General features: G+C 68.3%; 17 protein-coding genes. 11 read left to right on the top strand and 6 right to left on the bottom strand.

Going from position 1 to position 17,345, the window contains the following annotated elements; all coding sequences use genetic code 11:
• The first annotated feature begins 104 nt into the window (after positions 1-104).
• From QP166_RS06165 to QP166_RS06205, 9 genes are all read left to right on the top strand, one after another.
• On the top strand, positions 105-1,367 hold the full coding sequence (locus tag QP166_RS06165) for a glutamate-5-semialdehyde dehydrogenase (protein WP_333915122.1): 1,263 nt from the start codon (positions 105-107) through the stop codon (positions 1,365-1,367).
• A gap of 2 nt (positions 1,368-1,369) precedes the next feature.
• Positions 1,370-2,014: a nicotinate-nucleotide adenylyltransferase gene (locus tag QP166_RS06170; RefSeq protein WP_333917272.1), complete on the top strand. Its 645-nt coding sequence runs from the start codon at positions 1,370-1,372 to the stop codon at positions 2,012-2,014.
• 2 nt (positions 2,015-2,016) lie between these two features.
• Positions 2,017-2,409, top strand: coding sequence for a ribosome silencing factor (gene rsfS, locus QP166_RS06175; RefSeq protein ID WP_333915123.1), 393 nt, complete (start codon positions 2,017-2,019; stop codon positions 2,407-2,409).
• Between the two features lie 40 nt (positions 2,410-2,449).
• Positions 2,450-2,872, top strand: coding sequence for a 23S rRNA (pseudouridine(1915)-N(3))-methyltransferase RlmH (locus QP166_RS06180; RefSeq protein WP_333915124.1), 423 nt, complete (start codon positions 2,450-2,452; stop codon positions 2,870-2,872).
• Positions 2,872-3,942: a murein hydrolase activator EnvC family protein gene (locus QP166_RS06185; protein WP_333915125.1), complete on the top strand. Its 1,071-nt coding sequence runs from the start codon at positions 2,872-2,874 to the stop codon at positions 3,940-3,942. The genes QP166_RS06180 and QP166_RS06185 overlap by 1 nt, the downstream gene beginning before the upstream one ends.
• A 106-nt stretch (positions 3,943-4,048) precedes the next feature.
• Complete coding sequence (locus tag QP166_RS06190; RefSeq protein ID WP_333915127.1) at positions 4,049-5,425, top strand: S41 family peptidase; 1,377 nt, start codon at positions 4,049-4,051, stop codon at positions 5,423-5,425.
• Positions 5,425-5,907: a disulfide bond formation protein B gene (locus tag QP166_RS06195; RefSeq protein WP_333915128.1), complete on the top strand. Its 483-nt coding sequence runs from the start codon at positions 5,425-5,427 to the stop codon at positions 5,905-5,907. The genes QP166_RS06190 and QP166_RS06195 overlap by 1 nt, the downstream gene beginning before the upstream one ends.
• A complete protein-coding gene (locus QP166_RS06200; RefSeq protein ID WP_333915129.1) occupies positions 5,904-6,437 on the top strand; it encodes a demethoxyubiquinone hydroxylase family protein in 534 nt (177 codons plus the stop codon). The genes QP166_RS06195 and QP166_RS06200 overlap by 4 nt, the downstream gene beginning before the upstream one ends.
• 8 nt (positions 6,438-6,445) lie before the next feature.
• The gene (locus QP166_RS06205; RefSeq protein ID WP_333915130.1) at positions 6,446-6,895 is read left to right on the top strand and encodes a hypothetical protein; all 450 of its coding nucleotides are present in this window, start codon (positions 6,446-6,448) and stop codon (positions 6,893-6,895) included.
• Between the two features lie 56 nt (positions 6,896-6,951).
• On the opposite strand, the gene QP166_RS06210 is transcribed toward QP166_RS06205, so the two are convergent.
• Positions 6,952-7,584 (bottom strand): DedA family protein, encoded by a 633-nt coding sequence (locus tag QP166_RS06210; RefSeq protein WP_333915131.1) that lies wholly within the window; start codon positions 7,582-7,584, stop codon positions 6,952-6,954.
• Positions 7,585-7,697: 113 nt separating this feature from the next.
• Here QP166_RS06210 and QP166_RS06215 point away from each other — a divergent pair, with 113 nt between their 5' ends.
• Complete coding sequence (locus tag QP166_RS06215; RefSeq protein WP_333915132.1) at positions 7,698-8,459, top strand: aldo/keto reductase; 762 nt, start codon at positions 7,698-7,700, stop codon at positions 8,457-8,459.
• Positions 8,460-8,513: 54 nt separating this feature from the next.
• On the opposite strand, the gene QP166_RS06220 is transcribed toward QP166_RS06215, so the two are convergent.
• From QP166_RS06220 to QP166_RS06230, 3 genes are all read right to left on the bottom strand, one after another.
• Positions 8,514-9,911, bottom strand: a complete 1,398-nt coding sequence (locus QP166_RS06220; protein WP_333915133.1) for a UdgX family uracil-DNA binding protein — start codon at positions 9,909-9,911, stop codon at positions 8,514-8,516.
• A 9-nt stretch (positions 9,912-9,920) separates the two neighbouring features.
• The gene (locus QP166_RS06225; protein WP_333915134.1) at positions 9,921-10,406 is read right to left on the bottom strand and encodes a hemerythrin domain-containing protein; all 486 of its coding nucleotides are present in this window, start codon (positions 10,404-10,406) and stop codon (positions 9,921-9,923) included.
• A 61-nt stretch (positions 10,407-10,467) separates the two neighbouring features.
• A complete protein-coding gene (locus QP166_RS06230; protein WP_333915135.1) occupies positions 10,468-11,721 on the bottom strand; it encodes a putative DNA modification/repair radical SAM protein in 1,254 nt (417 codons plus the stop codon).
• A 65-nt stretch (positions 11,722-11,786) separates the two neighbouring features.
• Between QP166_RS06230 and QP166_RS06235 the strand changes: the two genes are divergently transcribed.
• A complete protein-coding gene (locus QP166_RS06235; protein ID WP_333915136.1) occupies positions 11,787-13,031 on the top strand; it encodes a hypothetical protein in 1,245 nt (414 codons plus the stop codon).
• Here the strand turns inward: QP166_RS06235 and smc are convergent.
• On the bottom strand, positions 12,976-16,368 hold the full coding sequence (smc, locus tag QP166_RS06240; RefSeq protein ID WP_333915137.1) for a chromosome segregation protein SMC: 3,393 nt from the start codon (positions 16,366-16,368) through the stop codon (positions 12,976-12,978). The two genes, QP166_RS06235 and smc, sit on opposite strands and share 56 nt — an antisense overlap.
• Before the next feature lie 211 nt (positions 16,369-16,579).
• Positions 16,580-17,335 (bottom strand): thioredoxin domain-containing protein, encoded by a 756-nt coding sequence (locus tag QP166_RS06245; RefSeq protein WP_333915138.1) that lies wholly within the window; start codon positions 17,333-17,335, stop codon positions 16,580-16,582.
• Positions 17,336-17,345 lie beyond the last annotated feature (10 nt).

The following is a 17,345-nucleotide window of genomic DNA, read 5'->3' on the forward strand; positions in this document are numbered from 1 at the left end:
CACCCGCCGGGGTGCGCAATCAAATTTGTCGACGTGAATGCCGCCGCCGGTGCGCGCCGCCGTGGGTTTGGGAGTTCCGAGACTTGCGTGCTACGCCCACGGCCATGTTGGACACGAATACGCCCACGACCCTGATCGCCACGATGGCGGCGCGCGCACGCGCGGCGGCGCACCACCTCGGCGGATCGAGCGACGCGCAAAAGGCGAGCGCGTTGCGATCGGCGGCGACCGCGTTGCGTGAGGCGAGCGCGTCGATCCTCGCGGCCAATGCGCTCGATCTGGAGCGAGGGCGCGGCAATGGGCTGTCCGATGCGCTGCTCGACCGGCTGCGGCTGGACGAGGCGCGGCTCGAGGGCGTTGCGGCGGCGGTGGCGACGGTCGCCGATCTTCCCGATCCGGTCGGGCAGGTGATCGACGAGGCGGTCCGGCCCAACGGGCTGGCGCTCAGCCGCGTGCGGGTTCCGATCGGCGTGATCGGGATCATCTACGAAAGCCGCCCCAACGTCACCGCCGATGCGGCGGCGCTGTGCGTGCGATCGGGCAATGCGGTGATCCTGCGTGGCGGCTCCGAGGCGGTGGAGAGCAATCGCGCGATCCATGCCGCGTTCGTGCGCGGGCTGGAAGAGGCGGGGGTGTCCGGCGAGGCGGTGCAGCTCGTCCCGACCACCGACCGTGCGGCTGTCGGTGCGCTGCTCACGGCTGCGGGCGCGATCGACCTCATCATTCCGCGTGGCGGGCGTAGCCTGGTCGAGCGGGTGCAGAACGAGGCGCGCGTCCCGGTGCTCGCGCATCTTGATGGGATCAATCATGTCTTCGTCGATCGCTCCGCCGATCTTGGGATGGCCACGCGGATCGTGCTCGACGCGAAGATGCGGCGGACCGGTGTTTGCGGCGCGATGGAGACGTTGCTGATCGATCGCGATTGGCCGCACGCCGCCGCGCTCGTCACCGCGCTGGCCGAACGCGGTTGCGCGGTGCGTGGCGACGAGGCGGCAAGGGCGCTGGTGCCCTCGATCGACGTCGCCGAGGCGGCCGATTGGGACACCGAATATCTCGACGCGATCGCGGCGGTGGCGATCGTCGATGGCCTGGATGGCGCGCTGTCGCACATCGCCGCGCACGGCTCGCATCACACCGATGCGATCGTCGCCGAGGATCCTGCGGTCGCGGAACGCTTTTTGCGCGAGGTCGATTCGGCGATCGTGCTGTGGAATGCCTCGACGCAATTCGCCGATGGTGGCGAGTTCGGGCTGGGGGCGGAGATCGGCATCGCGACCGGGCGGCTCCATGCTCGCGGGCCGGTCGCGCTCGAAGGGCTGACCACCTACAAATGGCTGGGGCGCGGCAGCGGGCAGATCCGCGGTTGACGATCCGGCGCATCGGCCTGCTGGGCGGGTCGTTCAATCCGGCGCATCGTGGCCACCGCCATGTCACGCTGGAGGCGATCCGGCTACTCGCGCTGGACGAAGTCTGGTGGCTGGTGTCGCCGGGCAACCCGCTCAAGCCGCGCGCGGGCATGGCGCCGCTGGCCGCACGGCTCGCTTCGGCACGCGCGATGGCACGCCGCGCACCGATCAAGGCGACCGATCTGGAGGCGCGGCTGCGGACCCGCTACACCGTCGATACGCTGCGACGGATCGTGCAGCGTTATCCGCGCAATCGCTTCATCTGGATCATGGGCGCGGACAATCTCGCGCAATTTCATGCGTGGCGGCAATGGCGGACGATCGCGCGCACGATGCCGATTGCGGTGTTGACCCGTCCGGGCTATGACGACGATGCTCTCGCGGCTCCCGCGATGGGCTGGCTGCGGCGCTATCGGCGGCCCGCGCGCCAGGCAACGAACTGGGCCGAGTGGAGTGTGCCAGCCCTGGTGCTGTTACGTTTCCGCCCCGACCGGACATCCGCGACGCAATTGCGCGCCGTCGATCCCGACTGGCATGTTCGCTTCGCCGATCCGATATCTGTGACCTCAATTCCCGCCGCGTCGTCGTCGCGGCAACCCCAGGAGTAACCTTGCCCGCCACCGAACCCGCCCGCCGCTCGCCCGATTCCACGGATGTCGAGGCGCTGCATCGTCTGGTCCTGCAATCGCTGGACGACGATCAGGCGGTGGACACGATCTCGATCCCGCTCGCGGGCAAGTCGTCGATCGCCGACTATATGGTCATCGCCAGCGGGCGTTCGACTCGACAGGTCGCGTCGATGGCCCAGAAGCTGTCGGAGCGGATCAAGGGCGCGACCGGGCGTCCCGCACGGATCGAAGGGCTGCCCAACGCCGATTGGGTGCTGATCGATGGCGGCGACGTGATCGTCCATCTGTTCCGCCCCGAGGTGCGCAGCTTCTACAATCTGGAGCGGATGTGGTCGTTCGGCGATGCGCCGGCGCCGAGTGTCGCGCCGAACTAAAGGCGGCTTCTGGTTTCTGCCGCTCTGTCGGAAGGCGGTTATGTTGCTGCACATCGTCGCGCGGGGGCGGATCGGGCGATCGTCCGAGGCCGAGCTTGTAGAGCGATACCTCAAACGCATCGTCTGGCCGACGCGGGTCAGCGAACTGCCCGATCGTGGCGGGCGCGAGCCCGACCGGGTGGGGCAGAGCCGCCGCATCCTGCTCGACGAAAAGGGTGAGGTTCTCGGCTCGACCGCCTTCGCGGAGCGGATCGGCCGCTGGCGCGACGATGGCGTGCGCGAGGCGCGCTTTCTGATCGGGGCCGCGGACGGCTTTTCGGATAGCGAACGTGGCGAGGCCGATATGCTGCTGTCGTTCGGCCGCGCGACCTGGCCGCACCTGCTGGCGCGCGCGATGCTGGCCGAGCAATTATTTCGCGCGACCAGTATCCTGGCGAGCCATCCCTATCACCGCGAGGGATGATGCGGGCGCAGGCGTCATGGGTGATGGTCGTGGCGGCTGCGCTCTGTGGCGGCGGGGCGGGGGCCGCGCCGGAGCCGGCCGCGACCGCGCAGCGCCGGGCGCAGATGCTCGAAGAGCGTGCCGATCGCATCGCAGACCCGGCACAGCGCGCGGAGCTGCGCGAGGCGGCGGTCGCGGCGCGGGTGGCGGCGGCCGAAAGCGATCTCGCCGCTTTGCAGGCCCGCGCCGCCGCGATCAAGGCGCGGTTGGCGACGCAACGACGCGTGCTCGCCGCGCGTGAGGCACCGGTCGCGCGGCTGCTGGCGACGCTGACCACCCTGGCCCGGCGACCGGCGGTGGTCGCGCTGGCGCAACCGGGCAGCGTCGCGGACCTGGTCCATGCCCGTGCGGTGACGACGGCGGTGATGCCGGTCCTCCGCGCGCGATCGGAGGAACTGCGGCGCGTGGTGGCGAACGGACGCGCGTTGCAGGCGAGCGCGGATGCCGCGGAAGGTCGGTTGCGCACCGCACGCGCGCGGCTGGTCGAGGCGCGTGAGCAGCTTGCGGCGGTGACCGGCGGCGATGACGAGCGCGCGCTGGCGATGGAAGAGGCGGTGCGCGATACCGCCGAGCGGCTTAGCACGATCGGCGGCGAGCAGGCGGTGCTCGCCGATGCGATGGCGCTGGCGTTGCCGGCGATGCCGTTCACGGCGGCTGGCATGGCGACCCCGGCCTATCGCTTGCCGGTGCGCGGGCGGTTGGTGACCGGGCTGGGTGAGATCTCCGGAAATGGCGTCCGGGCGCGCGGGCTGACGCTGGCGGTGCCTGCCGCCGCGGCGATCGTTGCGCCAGCCGGTGGGCGCGTCCGCTTCGCCGGGCCGTTCCGCAGCTTTGGACGGATCGTGATCGTCGATCATGGCGCGGGCTGGACGTCGTTGATCGCCGGGCTTGGCAGCGTCGCGGTCGAGAGCGGGGCAAGTGTCGCGGCGGGCGGCGCGCTCGGTGCTGCGCCGACGGTCGACGGCGCGCGCGTCACGGTCGAGTTGCGACGGCGCGGCCGGCCCGTGGATATCGCGCAGCTCGTCGGGTGAAACCGGATGCCGCTCAGCCGCCATTCTGCCGCGCGGGCGCTTTGATCGTCCCTGCAATTCCGCTACACGGCGGGATCGTCCATTCGCAGGAACAGTTTCGCCCGTCATGAAGTCAAAGCTGCTCCCGGCCGTCGCGCTGGTCACCGCCATCGCCACCGTGCCGGTCGCCACCGGGGCGATGGCCGCATCGGACACCGCCTCCTATCGCCAGCTCGACAAGTTCCTCGACGTCTACAATCGCGTAAAGGCCGATTACGTCGACAAGGTCACCGACGATCAGTTGATGAAGGGTGCGATCGACGGGATGCTGGCGGCGCTCGATCCGCACAGCAGCTATGTCGACGCGTCCGACTTCGACAATCTGCGCATCCAGACCGAGGGCAATTATGGCGGCCTTGGCCTGACCGTCTCGATGGAGGATGGCGCGGTGAAGGTGATCGCGCCGCAGGAGGATACGCCTGCCGGGCGCGCCGGGATCAAGTCCGGCGACTTCATCACCCATATCGATGGCAAGCTGATCTACGGCGGCACGCTCGACGAAGCGACTGCGCAGATGCGGGGCAAGCCGGGCACGAAGGTGACCCTGACGCTGATCCGGTCCGGTCGGGACAAGCCGATCGTGGTGACGTTGGTGCGCGAAGTGATCGTGCAGCGTCCGGTCAAATGGGAGGTGAAGGGCGATGTGGGCTACATCAACATCAACACCTTCTCCGAACAGACCGGCGCGGATACGCGCGCCGCGATCATGGCGATCGACAAGTCGCTTGGGCATCGCCCGCTCGGCTATGTCGTCGACTTGCGAGAGAATGGCGGCGGGCTGCTGACGCAGGCGATCGAAGTGTCGGACGCGTTCCTCGACCGGGGTGAGATCGTCAGCCAGCGTGGGCGCGAGAAGGACGATATCGAACGCTATTTCGCGCGACCGGGCGACGATGCGCACGGGCTGCCGATCATCGTGCTGACAGATTCAGGCACCGCCTCGGCCAGCGAGATCGTCGCGGGCGCGCTTCAAGATCATCATCGAGCGCTGGTGATGGGCGAGCGGACGTTCGGCAAGGGATCGGTGCAGACGTTGCTCCAGCTTGGCCCGCGCACCGCGCTGCGGCTGACCACCGCGCGTTACTTCACCCCGTCGGGGCGCAGCGTGCAGGAGGGCGGGATCGAGCCCGACATCAAGGTGCCGCAGATCTCCGACCACGATTACAAGTCGCGGCCGGTGTTCCGCGAGGCCGATCTGCGCCGCCATCTGATCAACGAGATCAAGTCGCCCGACAATGCGGTGCTCGAAGAGGACGTGAAGGACGATCCGCGCTTCTCGACCTCGCCCGACGCGCTCAAGAAGCAGGGGATCGAGGATTTCCAGCTCTGGTATGCGCTCAAGACGATCGCGCGGCTGGGTGGCGCTACGCAGGTCGCGGCGGTGACGCAGGCGATGACGGTCAAGCCGACCGCCGCCGCCACGCCGGCACCGGTGAAGAAGTGATGGCGACCGGCCTGCGTAACGCCCGCCTGCTCGCGCTGCTGATCCCGGCGGCGCTGCTCGGCGGGGCGTGGGCGTTCCAGCTGATCGGCGGGCTATACCCGTGCGAGATGTGCCATTGGCAGCGCTGGCCGCATTATGGCGCGCTGGCGATGGCGGTGCTGGCGTTCGTGACCGGCGGACCGCGGGTCAAGGCGACGCTGGTCGCCGGCGCGGCGGCGCTGATCGCGGTGTCGGGGCTGATCGGCGTATTCCACGCCGGGGTCGAATATCATTGGTGGCAGGGGATCACCGCCTGCACGCAGACCACGAACCTGTCGGGGTTGTCGAGCGATCAGGCCTTGAAGGACCTGCTCGCCGCACCCATCGTCCGGTGTGACGCGCCGCAATGGTCGCTGCTCGGCGTGTCGCTGGCAGGGTGGAATGCGGTGATCTCGTTGGTCGGCGCAGTGCTGATCGCGGTGCAACTGAGGAAGCGTGGATGACCTGGAAGCCCGGTGACCGTCCGCATCCGTCCGCAGCGATGATCCGCGTCGATCAGGCCGGTGAGTTCGGCGCGATCCGCATCTATGCGGGCCAGCTTGCGATCATGGGGCAACGCTCGCCGATGGCGCGCAAGATCTCCGCGATGGCGTTGCAGGAGGAGAAGCACCGCGCTTTCTTCGACCGTATGATTGTCGAGCGGGGTGTGCGCCCGACCTTGTTCCAGCCGTTCTGGGACGTCGCGGGCTTTGCGCTCGGCGCAGTCACCGCCGCAATCGGGCCAGAGGCGGCGATGGCGTGCACCGCTGCGGTCGAGACCGAGATCGACAAACATTATGGGGAGCAGCTCGTCGCGCTCGGCGACAGCGATCCCGAATTGTCCGATGCTATCCGCGAGTTCCAGGCCGAGGAGCTGGAGCATCGCGACACCGCGCTCGCCAATGGCGCCGAGAATGCGCCGGCCTATCCGCTGCTGTCGGCGGCGATCCGGCTCGGCTGCCGCTTTGCGATCGCCACTGCCAAACGTATTTGAGAGGACCTATGCCGCTGCGACGCTTTCCCCTCGTGCTGCTGACGCTCGCTGCGCTGCCTGCAGCGGCGCAGAGTGGGCCACCGACGACCACCGCGCGGGTGTCGCGCACCACGCCTGCCGAGGGCGTGTCGCGTAGCGCGCCGGTGAATGGCGTGATCGTCCTCTATGGCAACGAACGCTGCCCGACCGACAATGCCGGTAACGAAGTGGTGGTCTGCACGCGCCGTCCTGCGGAAGAGCAGTTTCGTATCCCCAAGGAGTTGCGCAACTTCGAGGTGACGCCCGAGAATGAGAATTGGGCGGCACGCGAACAGGCCAATCGCGATGTCGGGACGGTCGGCGTCGGGAGTTGCTCGACGGTCGGCGCGGCGAGCGCGACGGGCTGCGTCACGCAGAGTGCGACGCGGTGGAAGAAGGAGCGTCGCGCCGAAGCGAAGCGGGATACGCCCGAGCTGTAGAGGCCGGGGCGGAAGCAGCGAGGCCCCGGATCAGGTCCGGGGCGACAAACGGGGTGTCAGCCCTTCGCTTTCATGCCCTTGACGCGGTGCCAGATGTAGAAGGCGATCGCCGCCACCAGCACGACGCCGATCGCCGCGTCGGCGCGGTGGAAGAACGCCTTGAGGCGCGGATCGCTGTTCCACTTGTCGCCCAGCGTCATCCCGATCCAGGCCAGCAACAGGCAGAACGGCCACGAGCCGATGAAGGTGTAGAGGTGGAAGGGGATCAGCTTCATCCGCGCCACACCGGCGGGGAAGGCGATGAAGGTACGGATCACCGGCAGCATCCGCCCGATCAGGATCGCCCACCCGCCCCAGCGATTGAAGAAGCGATCGGCGAGATCCAGCTCGCCTGGCCCGAGCAGCACGTAGCGCCCGAACTTCTCCGCCATCGGCCGCCCGCCGCGCCGCCCGATCTCATAAGCGACGATCGAGCCGAGATTGCACCCCAGTGCGCCGGCGGTCGCGGCGAGGAACAGGTTCAACTCGCCGGTCGACACCAGATAGCCCGCGAACGGCATAATGATCTCGCTGGGCAGCGGGATGCATGCGCTCTCGATCGCCATCAACAGCGCGATACCCCAATAACCGCCGGCAGAAATGACGGCGATGGCAAAGCCCGCGAGGGCGGCAAGGATCTTCTCGACCATTTGCTGCGCTTGCGGCACGGCGGCGAGAAAGGGAAGCGGGAATCCGGGAACCGCGCCGGGACAGCAATGGTTCGTCGCGCATGACGGAACTTACATTGAACGACGGTCGTGCCATGCCGCAGTTGGGCCTTGGCACTTATCAGATCCCCGATGCGCAGGTGGCGCAGGTGGTTCGCGCGGGGCTCGATCTCGGCTTCGGCCTGGTCGACACCGCCTCGATCTATCACAATGAGCGCGGTGTCGGTGAGGGGCTGGCGCATGACGACGTCTGGGTGACGACCAAATTGTGGCACGACCAGCATGGCGATGCGGCGGCGGCGCTCGACGCCAGTCTGGCGCTGCTCGGTCGTGACTATGTCGATCTGTACCTGATCCACTGGCCGCATCCCGATGGCGAACGCTTCGTGGATGCGTGGCGGACGCTGATCGAATTGCGCGAGCGTGGGCTGGCACGGTCGATCGGTGTGTCAAACTTCCTGCCCGAGCATCTCGACGCGATCATCGATGCGACGGGGGTCGTGCCGGCGGTCAACCAGATCGAGCTGCATCCGACGTTCCAGCAGCGCGCGGTACAGGATGCCAATCGCGCGCACGGGATCGTGACGCAGAGCTGGAGCCCGCTCGGGCAGGGCGCGACGCTGAAGGACGAGCGCGTCGTGCAAATCGCGGACGAGGCGGGAGCGACGCCGGCGCAGGTGATCATCGCCTGGCATCTCGCGAAGGGCTTGTCGGTAATCCCGAAGGCGGGTGATCTGGAGCATCTCGCCAGCAATTGGGGCGCGCAGAAGGTGCAATTTTCGGACGAGCAGATCGCGGCGATCGACGCGATGGATGATCCTGACGGACGTATGGGACCCGATCCGCGAGAGATGTGAAGGGGATCGGCACCCTGCTCCGTCGTTGCTTCGCTACGCTCGCAATGACGGACGTCAGCTTAGCGCCGCGTGCGCCAGCTTCAGATCCTCGACGAAGCGCGCAAACTCCGTGGTGCGCGCATCCTCGTCGGGCAGGCGTAGCAGATAGCTGGGATGGACCGTGATCCAGGCCGCACCGCCATCCGGTAGGCGTTGTTCGCGACCACGTTCGCGACCGATCGTCATCAACTTGCCGAACAGACTGCGCGCGGCGGTCGCGCCCAGCGCCACTGTCACCTTCGGCCGCAATAGCAGTTGCTCCTGTTCGATCCACCAGCGGCACGCCTCGATCTCGCCCGCGTCGGGCTTGGCGTGGATGCGGCGCTTGCCGCGCGGCTCGAACTTGAAGTGCTTGACCGCGTTCGTGACATAGGTCTGCTCGCGGGTAATCCCGGCAGCGGCGAGTGCACGGTTGAACACCTGACCAGCGGGGCCGACGAACGGGTGGCCGGCAAGATCCTCCTGATCGCCGGGTTGCTCCCCGACGAACATCATCGGCGCCGACACCGGTCCCTCGCCGAACACCGTCTGCGTCGCATGCTTGTGGAGGTGGCAGCGCGTGCAGGCGGTGGCTTCGTCGCGTAGCGCCTCCCATGCGAGTTGCGCATTGCCGCCGATCTCCTCCCGGTCTCGGGCTCGCTCGATCATTCCGCTCTCCCGTGCCTGTGCGCTGGCCAGCAATTGCGGCACCAGCGCGGTTTCCGGCATGTTCTTCCAGTATTTGCGCGGCATTTCCTTGAGCATCGCGTTCACCTTGACGCGCGCCGGGTTGAAGATGCTGGCGTAATAGGTCTTCCACACTTCCTCGACCGGATCGCCCTCCGGCGCGTCGCCGCGCACCGCCGCCGGGCCTTCGGTCAGCCGCGCGCCGTCCCAATGGATCGAGACCTCGGGAGTGAGGATCGACCAGCGCATCGATGCGAAGCGGTTGACGAAGAACGCGGCGTTGCCGCGGACGATATGATGCTCAGGCTCGAACCACGCGACATAGCGGTCGCCGTCATCGTCGGTGACGCTGCGGAAGCGCACGAAGGCGCGCATCTTGTGGATGTCGCGGCGGACCGCCTTCGCCAGCCCTTCGAGCCGGCGCACGAGCGGATCGGCATGATCCTCGACCAGCCGCGGCATGTCGCGCAGGCGCCATAGCAACGTGTAGAGCAGCGCGAACCGCTCCGGATCGCGGTGGAGGATTGCGTCCCCGGCCAGCGCGATGAATGCGCGCGACACGCGCAACGGGGAGGCGGCGGGCGGCGGCGCTCCGGCGGGTTCCGCCGCCGTTGCAAACAAGTCCTCCGCCGCCGTGCCGACCTGCCACACGACACGGTCGGGCGGCACGTCGGCGGCGATCAGCGCGCGCGCGGCTTCACGCCAGGCGTCCATGTCATCTGGCGCGGAGAGAGTCGCGACGCGCATCGGTCGTGATTAGTCGCGCTCGTCGCCGCCGGGCGAGTTGTCGCGTGCCAGGTCCAGCTCGGCGGGCTTGCGCTCCTCATAGGTGTCGGCGAGGCGTTCCTCGGTTGCGTCATCGAGCTTCTCCTCGGCGGCGGGAAACATCTCTTCCTCTTCCTCGTCGATATGATGTTCGTAGCGGTGGCGCATGTGGGCGAACTTCTCCTCCCAGGCGTCCGAGCCGAACTCCATCTCAAACAATTCGCCGATCAAGTCGTCGACTTCCTTGTGCTCGGCAACCGAGTGCCGTGCATCGTCTCGCAAATCGGGGCGGCCGAGCATCGTCGCATAGAGCGACTCCTCCTCGGCAGCGGCGTGGCTTTGAACCTCCAGCCGAAACGTTTCGAACAGCTCGCGGCGCTCGGCGCTGTCGCCCTTCTGCGCGTCGAGCCGCTTGAGCATGTCGCGCTGCTTGTCGTGATCGCGCTTGAGGTCCGCGTAGATTTCTGCCTGCGCCATATCGATCTCCTTCGAGGCCGAAGCGCATGAGGCGGCGCGCCGTTTCACACGCGATTCATTCTCACGCGCCGAACAATTCCAATTGCTGGCGGGAGGGGTGGGGCGTGACGAGCGGTTTGAGCTCGGCGCGGTCGGTGAGCGTCACCGGACGCCAGTCTTCGGCGACGATGAACGGACGGATGCGCGCGATCGATACGGTCAGCCGCGCCACGTCATCGAGCCGCAGCCGACGCCAGCGGCGTGCGGCAAGGATGCTCTTGACCGCCTTCGTGCCGAGACCGGGAACGCGCCAGAGCAACTCACGCGGGGCGCGGTTGACGTCGACCGGAAATTGGTCGCGAAACTTGAGCGCCCAGGCGAGCTTCGGATCGATATCGAGCGGCAACATGCCCGTGGCGTCGTCGGTCGCGGCGACCACTTCGCGCGGCTGGAAACCGTAGAAGCGCATCAGCCAATCCGACTGATACAGCCGATGCTCGCGCATCAATGGCGGACGTTGCAGCGGGAGCACGCTCGATGCGTCCGGGATGGGGCTGAACGCCGAATAATAGACGCGGCGCAAACCGAAGCGATTGTAAAGCGACGACGCCTTGGTGACGATGTCGCCATCGGTCGCGGCATCGGCCCCGACGATCATCTGCGTCGACTGACCGGCGGGAGCAAAGCGTGGAGCGGACTTGTACTTGGTGCGCGCTTCGGTCGTGTCCACGATCGCCGCGTTCATCTTGCCCATCGCGCCCTCGATACGGGCGTTGTCCTTCTCGGGCGCGAGCCGCTTCAGCCCGCCGACGGTCGGCAACTCGACATTGATCGAGACGCGATCGGCATAGAGCCCAGCCTGATGCACAAGCTCGGGATCGGCGTCGGGGATCGTCTTGAGGTGAATATAGCCGCGGAAGTGGTGATCCTCGCGCAGGCTGCGCGCAACTTCGACCAGTTGCTCCATCGTATAATTCGAGGATTTGATGATTCCCGACGACAGGAACAATCCCTCGATATAATTGCGGCGATAGAAGGAAAGGGTCAGGTTGACGACCTCCTGCGCGGTGAAGCGCGCGCGGCGGACGTTCGAACTCTTGCGGTTGATGCAGTAATGGCAGTCGAAGATGCAGCTGTTCGTCAGCAGGATCTTGAGCAACGAGATGCAGCGCCCGTCGGGGGCATAGGCGTGGCAGATGCCCATGCCTTCGGTCGAACCGATCCCCTTGCCATCAGCGGAATTGCGCTTCGCGGTGCCCGACGAAGCGCAGGACGCGTCATATTTTGCCGCATCCGCAAGGATTTCCAGCTTCTGTCGGACATCCAGTTGCGCCATGTGTTCGATGTATGTTCGACAAGGCGGCTTGTCGAGGGCACATCGCTTTGCCATGGATCAGCCCCGTGAAGAAGCTGATCGACCGGCTCGGCCCCAATGGCCCGTACCTTGCGCTGGCGCTGACGTGCCTGCTCGGCTGGGCGTTCAAGGCGCATTGCGGCGCGGGGTGGAGCGGGTCCGAGCAGTATATTACCGGCTGTTATAGCGATGCGGTGCCGTTCTGGGGCTTGCGGGGGGTCGCGGCGGGGCAGGTTCCGTACTTCGAGGCGCGGATGGAATATCCGGTGCTGACCGGCGCGCTGATCTGGGTCGAAGGACTGGTCGCGCGCGTGATCGGTGGGCGGGGCGCGGATGCGGCCGACTTCCTCAATGCGGTGACGCTCGGCAATGCGATCCTCGCCTTCGTGGTGCTGGAGTTCCTGCGCAGCGGCGGCGTGGGGATCAGGCGGCAATATGCGTGGGCGCTCGCGCCGCCGCTGGTGCTGTATCTCGGGCATAATTGGGATCTGCTGGCGGTGAGTTTCGCGGTCGCGGCGTTGCTGGCGGCACGGCGCGGGGCGGACCGGAAGGCGACCGCGCTGGCGGCACTGGGGGGCGCGGCGAAGCTGTTCCCGGTGGTGATGCTGCCGTTGTTCGGATTGGGCGCGTTGTTCCGCGCCGGCTGGCGCTGGCCGCATCGGATCGGCGCGGCGGCGGCGATGGTGGTGGTCGCGGTGGTCGCATGGGGCGTGGTCAACCTGCCCGTGGCCGCGCTGGCGTTCGAGAATTGGCGTGAATTCTATACCTTTTCCAGCGAGCGCAGCGGGACGGCGGCAAGCGCCTGGGAGTTGATGGCGCAGTTCGGCTGGTGGGCCACCGACATACCGACGCGCAATTTCTGGTCGTTCGTGCTCTTCGCGGGTGGCGCGGCGACGATCGTCGCGGTGGGCTGGCGCAAGCACGGCGAGCGACCGTGGTTGCTGTTCATGCCGGTGCTGGCGTGGTTCCTGCTGACCAACAAGGTCTATTCGCCACAGTTCGATCTGTGGCTTTGGCCGATGATCGTGCTGACCGGCACGCGGGTGCGGGCGATGGCGCTGTTCCTGCTCGGCGACCTGCTCGCCTATTTCGCGGAATTCTGGCTGTTCGCGGGAATGGACGGCCCGTGGCCGTCGGCGACGCAATCGGACATCCTTGCCGCCGCGATCGTGCGCGGGGTGGCGATGCTATGGTTGATCCACGGCGCGGTGCGCGACGATGCGCCCGGCTGGACGCTCATTCCGCCGCCAGCAGCTCCGCCGCTTGAAGATCGACCGACACCAGCCGGCTGACGCCCTTCTCGATCATCGTGACACCGAACAACCGGTGCATCCGGCTCATCGTCACGGCATTGTGCGTGACGATCAGGTAACGCGTGTCGGTTTCGCGGGCCATGCGATCGAGCAGGTCGCAGAAGCGCTCGATATTGGCATCGTCGAGCGGCGCGTCGACCTCGTCGAGAACGCAGATCGGCGCCGGGTTGGTCAGGAACAGCCCGAAGATCAACGCGATCGCGGTCAGCGCCTGCTCGCCGCCGGATAGCAAGGTCAGCGATTGCAGCCGCTTGCCGGGCGGCTGCGCCATGATCTCCAGCCCGGCTTCAAGCGGATCGTCGGAGTCGACCAGCGCGAGATGCGCCTGACCGCCGTCGAACAGGGTGGTGAACAGCCGCCGGAAATGGCCGTCGACCGCCTCGAACGCGGCGAGCAGCCGTTGGCGGCCTTCGCGATTGAGCGTGCCGATCGAGCCGCGCAGGCGGTTGACCGCCTGACCCAGTTCCTCACGCTCCGCGGCGGTGGCGGTGCCGGCGGCTTCCAGCTCGGCAAGTTCCTGTTCGGCGACCAGGTTGACCGGGCCGAGCCGTTCGCGATCCATGGAAAGCCGCTCGTGCGCGGCCGATTCTTCCGCAGGGCTCGCCACCGAGTCCACGTCGAAGCCTATCCGCTCGGGCAAGACCGGCGCAGGGCATTCGAAGCGTTCGCCCGAGACTCGCCCCATTTCGACACGGCGCAGTTCGTGACCTTCGAGCCGCGCGACCGCGCCGGCGCGTCGCTCACGCGCCTGCGCCAAGGCTTCTGCAGCGCCGGTGAGTGCGGCGTCCGCGACGCGTAGGGCAACATCGGATTCTCGTTCGGCTTCGTGCGTGGCCTCGGCGTCGGCGCGCGCGGCGAGGTGCTGCGCCTCCAGCGTCGCGATGTCGGTCGCCAGCGCGGCTGGACGCGCCGACAGATCGGCCAGTTCGATATCGAGCGCGGCGGCGCGCGCGGCCATATCCTCGATCCGCCGTGCCGCTTCGCCGGCCCGCGCGCGCCAGCCGAGCGCTTCGTCGCTGGCGCCCGACGCGCGGGAACGCGCCTCTTCGAGCATCCGGTCGTGCGTGCTGCGATCGGCGCGGGCGAGCGCGACATGCGCGCGCGCCGTCTCGGCCTCGGCACGCAGTCGCGCGGTGGCGGCGGTCGCCGCGGCTCCATCGGGCAAGGCGTCCACCACCTGAGCAGCCTGCGCCTTTTCGAGGTCCGCCGCCTCCGCCTCGGCGGTCACGCGCGCGGCACGCACGGCGAGATCGGCTTGTTGCGCCACCAGACGCTCGATCAGCGCGGTGGCGCGATCCTCGTCGCGTTGCGCCCCGCGGTGCGCTGCCTCGGCCTCGGTGAGCAAGGTCCGCGATGACTGGGCCGCAGCGCGGGCACGCGCGATCCGCTCATCAAGCTTGGTGCGGCGCGTGGTGGCGACCGCAACCGCCTGTTCGGCGGCGGGGCGTGCCGCCTCAAGCGCGCTGATCCGGTTAAGCCGCTGCAATCGCTCGGCCGCCGCCACGCCACCGATGTCGCTAACATAGCCATCCCAGCGCCGCACATGCCCGGTGCGGGTGACGAGGCGCTGCCCGACCTGGAGAACCTGACCGGAATCGCCCTCCACCAGGAATACCTGCGACAGGCGCCGTTCGAGCGCGCGCGGGGCCGTAACGCGAGCGGCAAGCGGCAGCGTCCCCACCGGCGCGGGGGGATCGGTCGGGTCGAGCGCGGCGCCGGTCCAGTCGGCCAGTGCGGTCTCCAGTTCGTCGCCGAGCACTGCGGCCAGCGCTCGCTCGAAACCGGGCTCCGCACGGACTGCGTCGATCAACCGATCGCCATCGCGCGCCGTCGACTGGCGCAGCGCGGCGAGTTCGCCGTCGAGCGCCGCCAGCGCGGCGATCGTGGCGGCGCGGCTTGCCTCGGCCGGGTCTCGTTCCTCGCGCGCCTCGGTCTCGCTGGTCTCGGCCCAGGTCAGCGCCGCCGCCGCCTTTTCGGCCTGCTCCTGTGCCGCGGCGAGCGCCGCCTGCGCGATGGCGCGTTGTTCCTCCAGCACCGCGGGATCGTCGAGCGCCTCGATCGCACCGGCGAGCTGGATCGCCTCGCGACGCGCGCGGTCGTAGCGCGCGGCCGCTGCCGCCTGCGCAGCGAGTGCGACGCGGCGTTCGGCGGCCTCGGCGGCCTCGGCGGACATTGCCTGCGCCAACGCGACTTCGGCATCGCGCGCGCGGCGTTCGGCATCGGTCAGCGCGGCATCGAGCGCGGGACGCGCGGCGGCAGCTTGCGCGATGCGCTGCTTGAGGGCTTCGCGTTCGTCCGCCAGTCGCGCGATGGCGGCGGCGGCGTCGTGCGCGAGCGCATCTTCCCGCGCGCGATCGTCGTCGATCCGTACGCGCGCGTTGCGTGTGTCGGACAAGCGGCGTTCGAGGCCGATGCGCTGTTCCTGAAGCCGGGTGAGCTGGTGCGCGATCTCGGCGGCGGCCTTGCGGGCGGCGAGCGCGGCGTCACGCGCGGCGACATGGCGCTCGGCGGCCGCTTGCTGTTCAGCCTGGGCGGCGGTGCTGCCCGCGGAGGCGGTGACAAGCGCGGCGTCGGCGGCGTCCGCTTCGGCCTTGGCTTCGGTCGCCGCGGCGGCGGCGTCGCGCCACCGTGCGAAGATCATCCGCGCTTCGGCGAAGCGGATCTGTTCGGAGAGCAGCCGGTAGCGTTCGGCGGCGCGTGCCTGTCGCCGGAGCGCGGTGATCCGCGTCGTCTGGTCGGCGAGCAGTTCGTCGAGGCGCGCGAGATTGGCCTCGGTGGCGCGAAGCCGCGTTTCGGCATCCTTGCGGCGGACGTGGAGCCCGGCGATGCCGGCGGCTTCCTCCAGCATCGCGCGTCGTTCGACCGGGCGCGCAGCGATCACCGCGCCGATGCGATTCTGGCTGACGAGCGCGGGCGAGTGCGCGCCGGTCGCGGCATCGGCGAACAGCAACTGCACGTCGCGCGCGCGGACGTCGCGACCGTCGATCCGGTAGGCGGAGCCTGCGCCACGCTCGATACGGCGGACGATCTCGCTTTCCTCGGGACCGTCCGGGCCGTCGCGTTCGGCGAGCAATGCCACTTCGGCGAAGTCGCGCGGCGGACGCGAGGCGGTGCCCGCGAAGATCACGTCCTCCATCCCCGCGCCGCGCATCGAGCGGGCGCTGTTCTCGCCCATCGTCCAGCGGAGTGCTTCGAGGAGGTTGGACTTGCCGCAGCCATTGGGGCCGACGACGCCGGTCAGGCCCGGCTCGATGCGGAGATCGGCGGGGTCGACGAAGCTCTTGAAGCCCGTGAGGCGGAGGCGTTTTATCCGCATCGCGTCAGGCGGGGCCGGTCGTCTTCGTCATTCCCGCGCAGGCGGGAATCCAGACGCGCGAACGCTGCGCCTTTTGCGGGAAGGTCAGAGGTTCTGGATTCCCGCCTTCGCGGGAATGACGGTGTGGGGCGGGAATGAAGGGTTGGCGCGGGGCGGGCGCGTTCGGCACCCGCCCGCAACAGGCGTCCGGGGCGGCGGACGCCCGCCGGCATCACGCGCCCGCGTTCTTCAGCGCCGTCTCGACCTGCGCCCATGTGACGCCGTCGACCTTCGCGCCATTCAGGATGAAGGTCGGGGTGCCGGTGACGCCGTTCTTGTCGGTGCCGTCCTGCATCATCTTGGTGAGCTGGTCGATCGCCTTCGCATCGGTGAGGCAGGCGCGCGCCTGCGCCTCCGGCACCCCGCGCTGCTTGATGAACTCCAGATAGCCCATCTTCTCGGCCCAAGCCGTCGCGACCTGCGCGGGGGCGGCGTTCTGCGTCTGCTGCAGGAACGCCTGATCCTGCGCGATCTTCATCTGCGTATCGAGGAACTTGGGCTGATCGATATACATTTGCTCAAGGATCGGGAAGAACGGCTGCGGCCCGGCGCAGCGACCGAGCAGCGCGGCGGCGAGATCGGGCGGGCCGTGAACGAGGAAGTCGCGGAATTCGTACGAGACCTTGCCGCTCTTGACGTAATTGTCCTCGAGCGGACGCATTCCGGTCTGGCCGAACGCGCCACAGGTCGGGCAGGTGCGCGAGCCATATTCGACCAGCTTCAGCCTGGCGTCGGGATTGCCGACGACGAAGCCGCCTTCCGGGGTTGCGGACACGACCTGCGTCCAGTCCTGACCGGCGGGGGCCGCGACCGCCTTCACCGATCCCGCGGGTGCGGTCGGCGTGCTGCCATTACCGTCGCCCGCGCCGCTGCCGCAGCCGGCGAGCAGCGCGATCGCCGCCAGCAAGGGGGTTGCCATACGCTTCATCGTGTCACTC

Origin of the sequence: Sphingomonas sp. LR60 (assembly GCF_036855935.1) — a bacterium.
In the GTDB taxonomy this organism is placed as follows: Bacteria; Pseudomonadota; Alphaproteobacteria; order Sphingomonadales; family Sphingomonadaceae; genus Sphingomonas.

Coding starts and splice junctions, on each gene's coding strand:
- QP166_RS06210 (WP_333915131.1), bottom strand. CDS start 7,584: ATGGTCGAGAAGATCCTTGCCGCCCTCGCGGGCTTTGCCATCGCCGTC.
- QP166_RS06165 (WP_333915122.1), top strand. CDS start 105: ATGTTGGACACGAATACGCCCACGACCCTGATCGCCACGATGGCGGCG.
- QP166_RS06215 (WP_333915132.1), top strand. CDS start 7,698: ATGCCGCAGTTGGGCCTTGGCACTTATCAGATCCCCGATGCGCAGGTG.
- QP166_RS06180 (WP_333915124.1), top strand. CDS start 2,450: ATGTTGCTGCACATCGTCGCGCGGGGGCGGATCGGGCGATCGTCCGAG.
- QP166_RS06220 (WP_333915133.1), bottom strand. CDS start 9,911: ATGCGCGTCGCGACTCTCTCCGCGCCAGATGACATGGACGCCTGGCGT.
- QP166_RS06190 (WP_333915127.1), top strand. CDS start 4,049: ATGAAGTCAAAGCTGCTCCCGGCCGTCGCGCTGGTCACCGCCATCGCC.
- smc (WP_333915137.1), bottom strand. CDS start 16,368: ATGCGGATAAAACGCCTCCGCCTCACGGGCTTCAAGAGCTTCGTCGAC.
- QP166_RS06195 (WP_333915128.1), top strand. CDS start 5,425: ATGGCGACCGGCCTGCGTAACGCCCGCCTGCTCGCGCTGCTGATCCCG.
- QP166_RS06200 (WP_333915129.1), top strand. CDS start 5,904: ATGACCTGGAAGCCCGGTGACCGTCCGCATCCGTCCGCAGCGATGATC.
- QP166_RS06230 (WP_333915135.1), bottom strand. CDS start 11,721: ATGGCGCAACTGGATGTCCGACAGAAGCTGGAAATCCTTGCGGATGCG.
- QP166_RS06225 (WP_333915134.1), bottom strand. CDS start 10,406: ATGGCGCAGGCAGAAATCTACGCGGACCTCAAGCGCGATCACGACAAG.
- QP166_RS06185 (WP_333915125.1), top strand. CDS start 2,872: ATGCGGGCGCAGGCGTCATGGGTGATGGTCGTGGCGGCTGCGCTCTGT.
- QP166_RS06245 (WP_333915138.1), bottom strand. CDS start 17,335: ATGAAGCGTATGGCAACCCCCTTGCTGGCGGCGATCGCGCTGCTCGCC.
- QP166_RS06205 (WP_333915130.1), top strand. CDS start 6,446: ATGCCGCTGCGACGCTTTCCCCTCGTGCTGCTGACGCTCGCTGCGCTG.